The sequence below is a fragment of the Spirillospora sp. NPDC052242 genome (assembly GCF_040679555.1).
GTDB lineage: Bacteria > Actinomycetota > Actinomycetes > Streptosporangiales > Streptosporangiaceae > Spirillospora.
Genome location: NZ_JBFAUZ010000008.1, coordinates 115,732 through 130,104, shown reverse-complemented (window position 1 = coordinate 130,104; position 14,373 = coordinate 115,732). Strand labels below are relative to the sequence as shown.

At 69.1% G+C, this 14,373-nt stretch carries 13 protein-coding genes; all 13 read left to right on the top strand.

The window, feature by feature from the left end:
• Positions 1–55 precede the first annotated feature (55 nt).
• The 13 genes from AB0L25_RS09055 (at position 56) to AB0L25_RS08995 (ending at position 14,369) form a co-directional block, all read left to right on the top strand.
• Positions 56–907 (top strand): SCO4651 family lipoprotein, encoded by an 852-nt coding sequence (locus AB0L25_RS09055; protein WP_500170150.1) that lies wholly within the window; start codon positions 56–58, stop codon positions 905–907.
• Positions 908–1,035: 128 nt separating this feature from the next.
• Complete coding sequence (locus tag AB0L25_RS09050; protein WP_500170290.1) at positions 1,036–1,908, top strand: SCO4651 family lipoprotein; 873 nt, start codon at positions 1,036–1,038, stop codon at positions 1,906–1,908.
• Between the two features lie 312 nt (positions 1,909–2,220).
• Positions 2,221–2,775 (top strand): 50S ribosomal protein L10, encoded by a 555-nt coding sequence (gene rplJ, locus AB0L25_RS09045; RefSeq protein WP_500170148.1) that lies wholly within the window; start codon positions 2,221–2,223, stop codon positions 2,773–2,775.
• A 52-nt stretch (positions 2,776–2,827) separates the two neighbouring features.
• Positions 2,828–3,217 carry a 50S ribosomal protein L7/L12 gene (gene rplL / locus AB0L25_RS09040; RefSeq protein WP_500170146.1) on the top strand — a complete coding sequence of 130 codons (390 nt, stop codon included), beginning with the start codon at positions 2,828–2,830 and terminating at the stop codon, positions 3,215–3,217.
• A gap of 717 nt (positions 3,218–3,934) precedes the next feature.
• Positions 3,935–5,005, top strand: a complete 1,071-nt coding sequence (locus AB0L25_RS09035) for an ABC transporter ATP-binding protein (RefSeq protein ID WP_500170144.1) — start codon at positions 3,935–3,937, stop codon at positions 5,003–5,005.
• Positions 5,005–5,853, top strand: a complete 849-nt coding sequence (locus AB0L25_RS09030; protein WP_500170142.1) for an MlaE family ABC transporter permease — start codon at positions 5,005–5,007, stop codon at positions 5,851–5,853. Before AB0L25_RS09035 ends, AB0L25_RS09030 begins: the two co-directional genes overlap by 1 nt.
• Positions 5,854–6,702: an MlaE family ABC transporter permease gene (locus AB0L25_RS09025; RefSeq protein ID WP_500170140.1), complete on the top strand. Its 849-nt coding sequence runs from the start codon at positions 5,854–5,856 to the stop codon at positions 6,700–6,702.
• A 7-nt stretch (positions 6,703–6,709) separates the two neighbouring features.
• Complete coding sequence (locus AB0L25_RS09020; protein WP_500170138.1) at positions 6,710–8,017, top strand: MCE family protein; 1,308 nt, start codon at positions 6,710–6,712, stop codon at positions 8,015–8,017.
• The gene (locus AB0L25_RS09015; protein ID WP_500170136.1) at positions 8,014–9,045 is read left to right on the top strand and encodes an MCE family protein; all 1,032 of its coding nucleotides are present in this window, start codon (positions 8,014–8,016) and stop codon (positions 9,043–9,045) included. Before AB0L25_RS09020 ends, AB0L25_RS09015 begins: the two co-directional genes overlap by 4 nt.
• Positions 9,046–10,140 (top strand): MCE family protein, encoded by a 1,095-nt coding sequence (locus AB0L25_RS09010; RefSeq protein ID WP_500170134.1) that lies wholly within the window; start codon positions 9,046–9,048, stop codon positions 10,138–10,140.
• A 19-nt stretch (positions 10,141–10,159) separates the two neighbouring features.
• Positions 10,160–11,491 (top strand): MCE family protein, encoded by a 1,332-nt coding sequence (locus tag AB0L25_RS09005; protein WP_500170132.1) that lies wholly within the window; start codon positions 10,160–10,162, stop codon positions 11,489–11,491.
• On the top strand, positions 11,488–12,885 hold the full coding sequence (locus AB0L25_RS09000; RefSeq protein ID WP_500170130.1) for an MCE family protein: 1,398 nt from the start codon (positions 11,488–11,490) through the stop codon (positions 12,883–12,885). The genes AB0L25_RS09005 and AB0L25_RS09000 overlap by 4 nt, the downstream gene beginning before the upstream one ends.
• Positions 12,882–14,369, top strand: a complete 1,488-nt coding sequence (locus AB0L25_RS08995; protein WP_500170128.1) for an MCE family protein — start codon at positions 12,882–12,884, stop codon at positions 14,367–14,369. The genes AB0L25_RS09000 and AB0L25_RS08995 overlap by 4 nt, the downstream gene beginning before the upstream one ends.
• Positions 14,370–14,373: the final 4 nt, after the last annotated feature.

Here is a 14,373-nt window from a genome sequence, read left to right as displayed (position 1 = left end):
CGCCGCGCCTACAGACTGGTGGAAACGAGCAGGGCGATCAAGGAGGCTCGAACCGATGAACCGACGACTCATGGTCGCCGCCGGCGGAACCGCGATGGGGGCGGTGCTCCTGCTGTCCGGCTGCGGCGGGGACGGGTCGGGCGGCACGGCGGCCAACGTGAACCTCAGCGCGAACGAGGCGCTGCTGGCCTCGTCGAAGGAGACGAGCAAGGCCGACACGTTCCAGGCCGACCTGACCGTCACGACCGGGGAGAACGGCGGCGGAGAGATCCGCGCCAACGGGCAGTTCCAGCTGCGGCCGACGCTGAAGTTCTCCGCCGAGCTGGACGAGGCGACGCGCGGCGGGTCGGCGATCCCGGGCCTCCAGGGGCGCGCCGTCTACACCGGTGACGTGCTGTACGCGAAGGTTCCGCAGCTCGCCCGGTTCGTCGCCGACGGCAAGCCGTGGGTGAAGATCGACGTGAACCAGGTCGCGCGGCAGAGCGGATTCGACGTCCGGCAGCTCATCGACCAGGTGCGCAAGGTGAACCCGGCCGAGCAGACGAAGATGCTCACCGGCTCCGAGGACGTCCGCCGCGTCGGCACCGAGGAGGTCAACGGCGTCGAGACGACGCACTACGCGGGCACCGTCACCGTCCAGGACGCGCTCAGCCGCCTCGACGCGCAGACGCGCGAGGAGGTGAAGCGGTACATGCCGGAGGACGCCGACGCGACGATCGAGTTCGACCTGTGGACCGACGGCGAGAACCTGCCGCGCAAGCTCGAGACGAACGTCAAGGGCGACCAGGGGCACGGGGGCAAGGTGACCGTCGTCTACAGCGAGTACGGGGAGTCGGTGTCGGTGAACCCGCCGCCGGCCGACCAGGTCGGGACGCTCTCCCTGGAGTCGCTCCTCGGCGGCAACTGACCGTTTCCTGACGGAAATTCCCAGTTCGAGGCGAACTTGGCGGGGGTCTCCGGCGTCATAAGGACGAGATAAAGAGCGGTCCGGCCCCAGGCCGGGCCGCTCTTCAAGGACGCGAGGAGACCGTGAAGATGATCCGTCGGTTCGCCGTGGGGACCGCGTTGGTCACCAGCCTGACCCTCTCGCTCACCGGCTGTCTCGGCGATGCCGGCGACAAGGTGAGCCAGGCGGGCGAGAACCTGAAGCTGAGCGCCGCGCAGGTGCTCGGCAAGAGCGCCGAGAAGACCGGCCAGATCGACAGCTTCCAGGCCGACTTCGACATGAGCATGCAGGCCCCCGACGGGAACCTCAAGGCGGCCGGGACCATGCAGTACCAGCTGAAGCCCGAGCTGGCGTACGGCATGAAGTACACCGAGATGTCCGTCGGCGGCCAGTCCATGGGCGGCATGGAGCAGCTCCTCGTCGGCCGCACCATGTACATCAAGGCGCCGATGCTGGCGGAGCTGCCCGGCGCCTCCGCCAAGCCGTGGATCAAGGTCTCGCTGGAGGAGGCCGGACGCGCGGCCGGGCTGAACCTCGACCAGATGCTGCAGCAGTCGCAGCAGATGGACCCGGTGGCGAACATGAAGAAGCTGACCGCGTCCAAGGACGTCCGCGAGGTCGGCAAGGAGAACGTGAACGGCGTCGAGACGACGCACTACTCCGGCACGTACAACATGGCCGACGCGATCGCGGAGCTTCCCGCGGACCAGCAGGAGGCGGCCCGCGCGGCCATCGCCCAGTCCGGCATGGAGTCGATGAAGTTCGACGTCTGGGTGGACGGGCAGCAGCTCCCGCGGAAGATGGCGATGTCGACGCCGTCGTCCGCGGCGGGCGCGATGACGATGACGATGACGTACCGCGACTACGGCAAGCCGGTGCAGATCACGGCGCCGCCCGCGAGCCAGGTCACCGACATCGCGGAGATGATGCAGGGGCTGGTCGGCGGCCTCGGCGGCACCTGATACGACGGAACCCGACACTGATCGTGGGGGCCGCGCCGGTGGGCGCGGCCCCCCTCGCCGTTGCGGGACGCGCCGATTTGGTCTAGAGGCGGTTCTCCGCGTACCCTGTTCTCTGCCGAAGACCGCCGGTCGCCGCCCGCTCACGGGCGGCCGAAGGACCCGAAGAGATTCGGGCGGCCCGCGTAGGTGAGACGAGAGCTTCCGCATGACCTCCGCGTCATGCCCACGCCCCGTGCGCCTGCGCCGGGGCGTTCCCTTTTCCGAGACCTTTTTCGCCCCGGCGGCTTCCCCAAGGTAATCGGAAGGAGGGCCATGGCCAAGGACCACAAGGATGAGGCCATCGCCGAGCTCAAGAACGAGTTCGAGAGCTCGAACGGCGCCGTGCTGACCGAGTACCGCGGGCTGTCGGTCGCGCAGGTCACCGAACTGCGCGGCAACCTCGGCGAGGTCGCACGTTTTCGCGTTGTGAAGAACACGCTGACCAAGCGCGCCGCGAACGAGGCCGGTGTCGACGAGCAGTTCCGCGAGCTGCTCGAGGGCCCGTCGGCCATCGCGTTCGTCCGGGGCGACGTGGTCGAGGCCGCCAAGGGCCTGCGCGACTTCGCCAAGGCGAACCCGGCGCTGGTGATCAAGGGCGGCTACATCGACGGTCAGTCGATGGACGCCGCGCAGGTCACCAAGCTGGCCGACCTGGAGTCTCGCGAGGTGCTCCTCGCGAAGCTGGCCGGCGCGATGAAGGGCTCCATGGCGAACGCCGCGGGCCTCTTCAACGCCCTGCCGACGCAGGCGGCCCAGCTCGCCGAGGCGCTGCGCGCCAAGCGCGAGGGCGAGGGCGAGAGCGCGCCCGCCGAAGCGTCCGCCGAATAGGCACCCGCGGTTCCGTACACCCCAGTTTTGAAGCCATAGCGGAGGAAACATCATGGCGAAGCTCAGCACCGAAGAGCTGCTCGACGTCTTCAAGGAGATGACCCTTCTCGAGCTCTCCGAGTTCGTCAAGGAGTTCGAGACCACCTTCGACGTCAAGGCCGCCGCGCCGGTCGCCGCCGTCGCGGCCGCCCCGGGCGCCCCGGCCGCCGGCGGCGAGGAGGCCCCGGTCCAGGACGAGTTCGACGTCATCCTCGAGGGTGCCGGCGACAAGAAGATCCAGGTCATCAAGGAGGTGCGCGCGCTCACCAGCCTCGGCCTGAAGGAGGCCAAGGACCTGGTCGACGGCGCGCCGAAGCCGCTGCTGGAGAAGGTCAACAAGGAGACCGCCGACAAGGCCAAGGAGGCCCTGGAGAAGGCGGGCGCCTCGGTCACCGTCAAGTAAGTTCGCTGCTCGGCCCTTCAAGGGGTCGTGACGGCAAGACGGTCCGCAGGACTCCACGCACCGGAGCCGTGCGGCTCGGCTCCACCGCGTCACGGAAGGCGGTCACCCGTTCGGGTGGCCGCCTTCCCGCATGTCCGACTTCGGACGTTTCCTCCCGCTCCGGGCATCCCGCACGGGCGCGGACGGGCGAGCGCGCCGCGCGCGTGAACGAAGAGCGGCCGTCAGGAGGCGGGGGAGGGCCCGCGTTGTCGGTGGCTGCGCAACCGTGCTGGTCAGAGGGCCCGCTTTTCTGTCCCGAGGTGATAAAGGTCCGGTTCAAACCGTGTGCCGGGGCGGGTTGTGCGGGTCACAGACCGGGGCGTAGCGTCCCTTTCTGGTGCTGTGGCCCCACCGGGCCGCTCCCGTAACGGCCGCCCGTCGGGCAACAGCGGACGGCCGGGGCCGTGACCCCCCGGCTTGAGGAGCCGGTTCTTGGACCACTAGTCTCATAGGCGCCGTAAGTAACGATTGTCTTACGACGTCGCATTTAGCCGCTGATCTGGTCCGGTACCTCTTCCATTTGCCCGGGAGGTCGCTACGGTAGTGGCACCCGTCACGGCTACCGGACGGTAGCAAGGGGACGGGCACGCGGTGTGACGACAGAACCCCCGTAAGACAGCCTGAGTACTACTCGCTCATTGGTTCGGGATTCCCCCCGGCCTGGACGAAAGGTGACGAGTGGGCGTCGAGATCAGAGTTGAGGGCCTGACCAAGTCCTTCGGCCGCCAGGTGATCTGGCAGGACGTGTCGCTGACCATTCCCGCAGGGGAGATCTCCGTTCTCCTGGGCCCGTCCGGCACCGGCAAGTCGGTCTTCCTGAAGTCGCTCGTCGGGCTGCTCAAGCCGGACCGCGGGCACATCTGGATCGGCGACCGGGACCTGCCCAACCTGCCCGAGTCGCAGCTGTACGAGACGCGGAAGCTGTTCGGCGTCCTGTTCCAGGACGGCGCCCTCTTCGGCTCGATGAACCTGTTCGACAACATCGCGTTCCCGCTGCGCGAGCACACCAAGAAGTCCGAATCCGAGGTCAAGCGAATCGTCCTCGAGAAGATGGAACTGGTGGGTCTGCTCGGCGCCGAGTACAAACTGCCCGGCGAGATCTCCGGCGGTATGAAGAAGCGCGCCGGCCTGGCCCGCGCGCTGGTGCTGGACCCCGAGATCCTGCTGGTGGACGAGCCGGACTCCGGCCTCGACCCGGTGCGGACCGCGTTCCTCAACCAGGTGTTCATCGACCTCAACGCGCAGATCAACGCGACGTTCCTGATCGTCACCCACGACATCAACACCGCCCGGACCGTCCCGGACAACATCGGCCTGCTGTACCAGCGGAACCTGGCGATGTTCGGGCCGCGGGAGATGCTGCTGTCGAGCGAGGAGCCGGTCGTCCGGCAGTTCCTCAACGCGAGCAAGATCGGCCCGATCGGCATGTCGGAGGAGAAGGACGCCTCCGAACTCGAGGCCGAGGCGAAGATGGGCCACGACCCGGGCAAGCTGCCGCCGATCCCGCCGCAGCAGATGCCGACGAACGGTCTGGTGCGCGCGGGCCAGCACGCGCCCGGCGCGTGGTGCGCCGCGCACGGCGTCGTCCCGCCGCCCGGTTCGTTCATCGACGACCTGGGCCGCAACTGGGTCGAGGAGTGGCCGCGGTACGTGGCGTCGGCGGCGACGGCCGGCGGTCCGGCCGCGGCGCCCGGCCAGTTCCCGGGTGGCCCGCCGCCGGGGCAGTACGGGGCGGGTGCGAAGTACTGATGTCCTCTCCTGGTATCGGCGCGGACCAGGGCGGTGAGAAGAGCACGTCGTCCCGTGTGTCGCTGCGCAAGATCGGCGACGGCGCGACGAACGTCGTGGTCCGGGAACCGGGGCGGTTCTTCGCCCTGTGCCTGGACACGGGCCGCGCGATGTTCCAGTGGCCGTTCCAGTGGCGCGAGTTCATCCAGCAGGCCTGGTTCATCGTCAGCGTCACGGTCGTCCCGACGATGCTGGTCGCGATCCCGTTCGGCGGCGTGCTGTCGTTGCAGGTCGGCGGGCTGATCCGGCAGCTCGGCGCGCAGTCCTACACGGGCGCGACGGCGGTCGTGGCGATCGTCCGCGAGGCGAGCCCGCTGGTGACGTCGCTGCTGATCGCGGGCGCGGCGGGGTCGGCGATGTGCGCCGACCTCGGGTCCCGGAAGATCCGCGAGGAGATCGACGCCATGGAGGTGCTGGGGATCAATCCCCTGCACCGCCTGGTCGTCCCGCGGATGCTGGCGTGCGCGTTCGTGGCGCTGTTCCTGAACGGCCTGGTGTCGGTGGTCGGCCTGATGGGCGGCTACGTCTTCAACGTCATGCTCCAGGACGGGACGCCCGGCGCGTACCTGGCGTCGTTCAACGCCATTGCGCAACTCCCGGACCTGCTACAGGCGGAGTTCAAGGCGTTCGTCTTCGGCATCACCGCCGGCCTCGTCGCGGCCTATAAGGGGCTGAACGCAAAGGGAGGCCCGAAGGGCGTGGGGGACGCGGTCAACCAGACCGTGGTCATCACCTTCATGCTCCTGTTCGTGGAGAACTTCCTGATCTCCACGCTGTACTTCCAGTTCGTTCCGTCGAAGGGCATGTAGATGGCGGCCCCAGGCAAGACGGGGAAGGCCGTCTCCCGTGCGGTTAACGCGCCGCTCCAGCGACTGGACGACTTCGGGCACCAGCTGTCGTTCTACCTGCGGGCGTTCGCGTGGACGTTCCGGGCGCTGCGCCGGTACCGCACCGAGGTGATGCGGCTGCTGGCCGAGGTGAGCCTCGGCACCGGCGGGCTCGCGGTGATCGGCGGCTCGGTGGTGATCGTCGGCTTCATGACGTTCTTCACCGGCAGCCAGGTCGGCCTGCAGGGCTTCGAGTCGCTGGACCAGATCGGGACGGCCGCGTTCACCGGGTTCGTCGCGTCGTACTTCAACACCCGCGAGATCGCGCCGCTGGTGTCGGCGCTGGCGCTGTCGGCGACGGTCGGGTGCGGGTTCACCGCGCAGCTCGGCGCGATGCGGATCTCCGACGAGATCGACGCGCTGGAGGTCATGGCCGTCCCGTCGATGCCGTTCCTGGTGACGACGCGGATGATCGCCGGGATGATCGCGGTGATCCCGCTGTACATCGTGGGTCTGCTGGCGTCGTACGGCGCGACCCGGATCGTCGTGACGACGTTCTACGGGCAGTCGACCGGCACCTACGACCACTACTTCAACCTGTTCCTGCCACCGAACGACATCCTGTGGTCGTTCGGCAAGGTGATCGTCTTCTCCGTCCTGGTGATGCTGATCCACTGCTACTACGGCTACAACGCCAGCGGCGGGCCCGCCGGCGTGGGCGTCGCGGTGGGCCGCGCGGTGCGGACGAGCCTCGTCGTGATCAACGTGGCGGACCTGATGCTCGGCATGGCGATCTGGGGCACCGACACGTCGGTGCGGATCGCGGGGTGAGGGCGCGATGAGCGAACGGATGCGGCTGCGCCTGCTGGGCGTGACGATGGTCGCGGTGATCGTCCTCGCGCTGGCGTTGACGGTGGCGTTCTACAACAAGGCGTTCCGGCCGGTGGTGAACGTGAAGGTCGCCGCCGAGCGGGTGGGGCTGCAGCTGCTGCCGCACTCGGACGTCAAGGTGCGGGGCCTGATCGTCGGCGAGGTGCGCGACACCGAGGTGACCGACGACGGCGCGATCCTGCACCTGGCGCTGGACCCGGACAAGGCGGAGCTGATCCCGCGGAACGTCCAGGCGCGGATGCTGCCGAAGACGCTGTTCGGCGAGAAGTACGTGTCGCTGGAGATCCCCGCGCAGGCGGGGCCGGCCGGCCTGACGGACGGCATGACGATCCAGCAGGACCGGTCGCGCGCGGCGGTCGAGGTCAACCGGCTGCTGGACGACCTGCTGCCGCTGCTGCAGGCGGTGAAGCCGGCGGAGCTGAACACGACGCTGAACGCGCTGGCGACGGCGCTGCAGGGCCGCGGCGACCAGCTCGGCGAGAACCTGGAGCAGGCCGACGCGCTGCTGCAGAAGATCAACCCGGAGCTGGGCACGCTGGTGAAGGACCTGCACGGCCTCGCGGACGTCGCGGACGTCTACAACGCCGCGGCGCCCGACCTGCTGCAGACCCTCCGGAACCTGAACGTGACGAGCCGGACGATCACCGACAAGGAGCGGACGATCGAGGGGCTCATCCCCGCGGTGACGGCGCTGTCGGAGGACGGGAACACGTTCATGCGGCAGAACGGCCCGAAGATCATCGGGGTGAACATCGCGAACCGGGACGTGCTGCAGATCGTCGCGAAGTACTCGCCGACGCTGCCGTGCGTCCTGGAGGGCCTGATGGAGGCCAAGCCGGAGCTGGAGCGGGTCGGCGGCGGCGGTGGGTCCAAGACCTACAACCTGACGATCGAGATCGTGAAGCCGCGCCCGCCGTACAAGTACCCGCTGGACAAGCCGGAGGCCCGGGACCACCGGAACCCGCGCTGCTACGGGATCCCGAACTCGAAGGTCCCCTTCCCGGACTACCTGGCGCTGGACGGCACGCAGGACGACCTGTGGTGGAAGAACCCCGACCCGGCGAACGCCGGCGCGGCGGGGAACCGGGGCCGCGCGGTGTCGAACGTGTTCGTGGAGCCGGGCGCGGGTGACGAGAACGAGACGATCAAGAACATCGTCGCGCCGCTGACGCGGACGCCGTCCGACGAGCTGTCGGACATGTCGGCGCTGATGTTCGGGCCGCTGCTGCAGGGATCGGTGGTGACGGTCGAGTGAAGACGACGGGCGCGGCGGTCAAGCTGGGGATCTTCGTGGTCCTCACCTCGCTGACCACGGGCGTGCTGGCGATGACGATCTCGAACCTGCGGTTCGGTCCGTCCGAGACGTACAAGGCGGTGTTCTCGGACGTCACCGGGCTGCTGGAGAACGACGACGTGCGCGTCGCGGGCGTGCGCGTCGGGCAGATCGAGGACATCGAGCTGCACAAGGGCACGCAGGCGCTGGTGACGTTCAGCGTCGACAGCGACGGGGTGTTCCGGGCGGGGCTGCCGAAGTCCACCCAGGCGCACATCCGGTACCGGAACCTGATGGGGCAGCGGTACCTCGCGCTGACCGACGGGGCCGGGCAGCCGAACCAGTACCTCGACCCGGGCGACACGATCCCGCTGGCGCAGACGAAGCCGGCGCTGGACCTGACCGTCCTGTTCAACGGGTTCCGGCCGCTGTTCCGGGCGCTGGAGCCGAAGGACGTCAACACCCTCGCGATGCAGATCATCAAGGTGCTGCAGGGCGAGGGCGGGACGATCAACAGCCTGCTGCGGCACACGGCGTCGCTGACGAACACGCTCGCGGACCGCGACGCGGTGATCGGCCGGGTCATCGAGAACCTCAACGAGGTGCTCGGCACGATCGACTCGCGGCACGACCAGGTGAACAAGATGGTCGTGGACCTGCGGAGCTTCGTCAGCGGGCTGTCCCACGACCGTGAGGCGATCTTCGAGTCGGTCGAGGCGATCAACGGGCTGGAGTCGGCGACGGCGGGGCTGCTGCAGGACGCCCGGCCCGACATCAAGGACGACATCGCGGGGCTGCGCAAGCTCACCGGGACGCTCGACGACCACAGCGCGACCCTGGACAAGGGGTTGCAGCGGACGCCGCGGCGGCTCGAGGAGCTGCTGAACATCTCGTCCTACGGGTCCTGGTTCAACATGTACGTCTGCGGTCTCGACGCGCGGGTGCGGCTGCCGGGCGGACCGGTCTACCAGACACCGGCGATCGTGAACGAGAACGCGAGGTGCAAGTAGATGAGGATCCCGTTCCGGGAGCGAAACCCGGTCCCCATCGGCCTCTCCGCGTTCGCGGTCATCATCGTCGCGCTGCTGGTGGTGATGAACCTGGAGAGGATCCCGTTCGTCGCCGGCGGGACGACCTACACGGCGTCGTTCAGGGAGGCCGCCGGGCTGGAGCCGGACGAGGAGGTCCGCATCGCGGGCGTCAAGGTCGGCGAGGTCCGCGCGGTCGAGCTCGACGGCGACAAGGTGAAGGTCACGTTCCGGGTGGACGACGGCGTGCGGCTGGGCGACCGCACCGAGGCCAGCATCAAGATCAAGACGCTGCTGGGCGCGCACTACCTCGGGCTGTCGCCGAACGGGTCGCGGCCGATGAAGTCGCACATCCCGCTGGAGCGGACGCACACGCCGTTCGAGGTCGTCCCGGCGATCAGCGAGCTGGGCGAGCGGGTCGGGCAGATCGACGTGCAGCAAGTCGCAAAGTCGTTCGACGTGCTGTCGACGACGTTCGCGAACTCGCCGGACGAGGTGCGGGCGTCGCTGCAGGGCCTGCGGCGGCTGTCGGACACCATCGCGTCCCGCGACGACGAGCTGCACGAGCTGGCCGACAAGGCCCGCAGCGTGTCGGGGCTGCTCGCGGACCGCAACGAGGACTTCGAGAAGCTCGTGCAGGACGGCGACCGGCTGCTGGCGGCCGTCCAGGCGCGGCGCGAGGTCATCCACCGGCTGCTGGTGAACACCGTCCAGCTGTCGCAGCAGGTCAACGCGCTGATCCGGGAGAACGAGGCGCAGCTCAAGCCGATGCTGGACAACCTGGAGCAGGTCAACCAGGTGCTGCTGAAGAACCAGCAGAACCTGGACCGGATCCTGCAGCTGTTCGGCCCGTTCGCCCGCCAGTTCGCGGACGTCACCGGCACCGGCCGCTGGTTCGACGCCTACCTGCAGAACCTCATCCCGATCCCGGCGTCCATCGACGACTCGAACGCCGGGACGAAGGGGCAGGGCGGCCACGGCGCCGCCCCGCACGGCGCCCAGAACGGCCAGAACCAGACCAGGCAGGGCCAGAACGGCCAGAACCAGGGCGACAGCCCGCTTCCCTTCCTCCCGTGACAGCAGGCAGGTACCGGTAGTGCGAAACTCGGCAACGATTCTCCGCCTCGGCGGCGTGATACTCGCCGTCGCGGTGCTGGTCGCCGCGCTCGTCCTGCTGTTGCAGGAGCCGAAGCAGCGGCACATGACCGCGTACTTCACCAAGACCGTCGGCCTCTACGCGGGCGCGGACGTCCGCATCCTCGGCATCAAGGTCGGGGAGGTGACGAGCGTCGACCCGGTCGGCGACTCGGTCCGGGTGAAGCTGAAGTACGACGCCAAGTACAAGATCCCGGCGAACGCGCAGGCCGTCATCGTCAACCAGACGCTGGTCGCCGACCGGTACGTCCAGCTCACGCCCGCCTACAAGAACGGGCCGGTGATGAAGGACGGCGCGACGCTGACGACCAGCCGGACGGCCGTCCCCGTGGAGATCGACTCGATCAGCGGCAGCCTGAACGAGCTGAGCGAGGCGCTCGGCCCGCAGGGCGCCAACGCGCCGGGCGCGACGGGCGAGGGCTCGCTGTCGCGGCTGCTGCGGGTCGGCGCCGAGAACCTGCAGGGCCAGGGCGACGACATCAACGAGACGATCAAGAACACGTCGGACATGCTCAGCACGCTGAGCACCGACCGCGAGGACGTCGCGAAGACGATCGAGAACCTGCGGATCATCACCGACGCGATGAAGGAGAACGACCAGCAGATCAAGTCGTTCACGACCCGGCTCAACTCGGTCTCCGGGCAGCTCGCCCAGGAGAAGGAGGAGCTGAGCGCGGCGCTGAACACGCTGGGCCCGACGCTGCGGAACGTCGAGACGTTCGTGAAGGAGAACCGCGGGCAGCTGTCCGACAACGTCGAGCAGCTCGCGCAGATCACCGGCGTCCTGGTGAAGGAGAAGGAGGCGCTGGCCGAGATCCTCACGGCTGGCCCGCTCGCCATCAACAACCTGGCCCGCGCCTACGACCCGATCAGCGGCACCATCCACAACCGGGCCGACCTGCGGCAGTTCAACAACCTGGCCGACTGGGTGTGCTCGCTGGCGTACTCGGTGGGGACGCCCGCCGACCAGTGCCTCGACTTCGTCGAGCCCTACAACGGCATCGGTCAGGCGCTGGGCGGCCTCCACCTGGACCTGTCGTGGATCACGGCGCTGACCACGCACTACGACCCGGTCCCGATCCCGCCGGACGCCTACGGCCCGAACGACCCCGAGAACCCGAACCGGGGCGGCGCCCGGACGAACGCGCAGCCGAACGCGCAGCCGAACGCGCAGCCGAACCAGACGCGGACGGGCGCGCAGGGCGGCGCCCAGGGGAACACGGCCCACGGGCCGCAGGGACTCTCCGCACTGCTGCCTGGAGGTGGCCGATGAGCAGGACACGGCCCGTGCGGGGCGCGCGGCGCCGGGCGCGGCTGCTCGGCGCGGCGGCGCTGGCCGGCGTGACGGCGCTGTCGGGCTGCTCGTTCGACGGCGTGGCGTCGCTGCCGCTGCCCGGCGGCCCCGACCTCGGCGACGACCCGCGGACGTTCAAGATCGAGTTCTCGAACGTGCTGGACCTCGTCCCGCAGTCGGTGGTCAAGGTCAACGACGTGTCGGTCGGCCAGGTCGAGGAGATCGAGCTGGCCGGCGGCGAGGGCGGCTGGCGCGCGGTCGTCACGGTCGCGGTCCGCAAGGACGTCGAGCTGCCCGACAACGCGAGCGCGCGGATCTCCCAGACGAGCCTGCTGGGCGAGAAGTTCGTGGACCTGTCGCCCCCGGCGAACGAGCCGCCGCGCGGCCGGCTCGGCGCGGGCGACGTGATCCCGCTGGCCCGCACCACGCACGGCACCGAGATCGAGCAGGTGCTGTCGGCGATGTCGCTGCTGCTGAACGGCGGCGGCCTGGAGCAGGTCTCGACGATCAGCCACGAGCTGCAGGCCGCGATGGGCGGCCGCGAGGCGACGATCAAGTCGGTGCTGGACCGGGTGAACGTGTTCGTCGGCACCCTCGACCAGAACCGGGACGCCATCACCCGGGCGCTCGACAGCCTCGACCGGCTCACGGCGAAGCTGTCGGACGAGCGGCAGACGATCCAGGACACGATCGACGAGACCGGTCCGGCGATCGCGGTGCTGGAGCAGAACCGCGAGGACCTCACCGAGATGCTCGTCGCGCTGGACAAGCTCAGCCGCACCACCACGAACGTGATCAACCAGTCGCACGACGACCTGCTCGTCAACCTGAAAAACCTCGACACGGTCCTCCAGAACCTGAACAAGGCGGGCTCCGACCTGCCGAACGCGCTGGAGATGCTGATCACCTACCCGTTCCCGACGACGTTCGAGAACGTCATCGAAGGCGACTACGGCAACGTCCACCTCACCGTCGACCTGGACTTCGAGTCCCTGGCGCAGAACCTCCTGGGCGGCACCGACCTCGAGGGCATGCTCGGCAGCGGGCAGGACATGCGCAAGATGATCCAGGTGCCGAACCTGACGCTGCCGGACGCGCCGCTGGGCGTCCTCCCGCCGGACGGCGCCGCCGGTGCGGCGGGCGGCGGGGCGCGGCAGAAGCCCGGCGGCGGGGGCACGAACGCCCCCGGCGGCACGACCCCGACGCCGGCGCCGTCCAAGACGCCCACCGGGGAGCAGACTCCCGGGACCGGGGGCGAGAAGAAGGACGGCGGGGATTTCTGGGACCTCTTCGGCGGCGGTGAGAACCGCCCCGGGGCGTTCGGTCAGCGGCAGAGCGGTCTGTCGACCCTGATGACGGGGGGCCTCTCGTGATCCTCAAGCGCGGCGTCAAGATCCAGCTGATCGCCTTCCTGCTCATCACGATCATCGGCGTGACGGTCGTGTCGGTGAACTACATCGGCTTCGGCCGCGAGATGCTCGGCCGGCAGTACACCGCCTACGTCGACCTCACCGACTCCGGCGGCATCTTCAGCAACGCCGAGGTCACCTACCGCGGCGTGCCCGTCGGCCGGGTCGGCCCGATCCGGCTGACAGACTCCGGCATCAAGGTCGAACTGGAGCTGGAGCGCGGCGAGCGGATCCCGCGGGAGGGCCTCACGGCCGTCGTCGCGAACCGCTCCGCCGTCGGCGAGCAGTACATCGACCTGGTGCCGTCCGGGAAGAACGGCCCGTACCTCGACGAGGGCGACCCCTATACGATCCCCAAGGAGCGCACGAAGCTGCCGGTCTCCACGGCGGAGCTCCTGCAGAACGTCGACGCCCTCGTCACCTCGGTGAACACCGAGGACCTCGGCATCGTCATCGACGAGCTGAACAAGGCGTTCACCGGCACCGCCGAGGACCTCCAGCAGATCCTCGACGACACCGACCGGATCCTGGACACCGCCGACGAGGCGTACCCGGACACCAAGAAGCTCCTCGACAACAGCCTGACCGTCCTGGACACCCAGCGGAGCCAGGGCGCGAACATCCGGGGCTTCGCCCGGAACCTGAACGAGCTGAGCACGTCCATCCGCAACGACGACAAGGCGCTGCGGCGGACGATCGACGCCGCGCCCGGCGCGGTGAGCCAGACCCACCAGGCCATCAACCAGCTGTCCCCGACGCTGCCGGTGCTCCTGGCGAACCTCACCACCACCGGGCAGATCATCACGCAACGCCAGGCGGGCCTGCGGTCGCTGTTCATCCTTTACCCGGTGACCGTCGCGGGTCTGCCCACCGTCATGCCCGGTGACGGCACCCAGCACATGGGCCTCGTGCTGAACATCAACTCGCCGCCCAACTGCACCAAGGGTTACGAGAAGACCGACCAGCGGTGGCCGCAGGACACCGCGCACAAGGAGCCCAGGCTGGACGTCGGCTGCGCCGAACCGCACGACTCCGAGAAGGCCGTCCGCGGCGCCCGCAACTTCCCGACCGAGGCCCTCGTGCCCGCGCCGAAGCTGCCCGAGGGCGCCACCGAGGGCGCCGGGTTCCCGGTCGGCGGCGCGTCCGGCTCGGACGGCGGTTCCGGTTCGGACGCCGCGTCCGTCGCGGGCGCGGACGGCGGCGCCGGCACGAAGTCGGACGCGACCGGGAAGGCCGCGGAGTCGTCCGGCGGCGCGATGCTGGCGAACGGCCGGCTCTACATGTCATATCCGGCCGATTCGGTGAAATTCGCTGGATACGATCCTTCGACCGGCGCGGTCTACGGCGCCGACGGCAAGCGATACGTCATGTCCCGCACCGCAGGTTCGCGGGAGTTGGGAGAGGATTCATCGTGGAAGTGGCTCCTGCTCGGACCTCTGAGCCAGTGAGGCC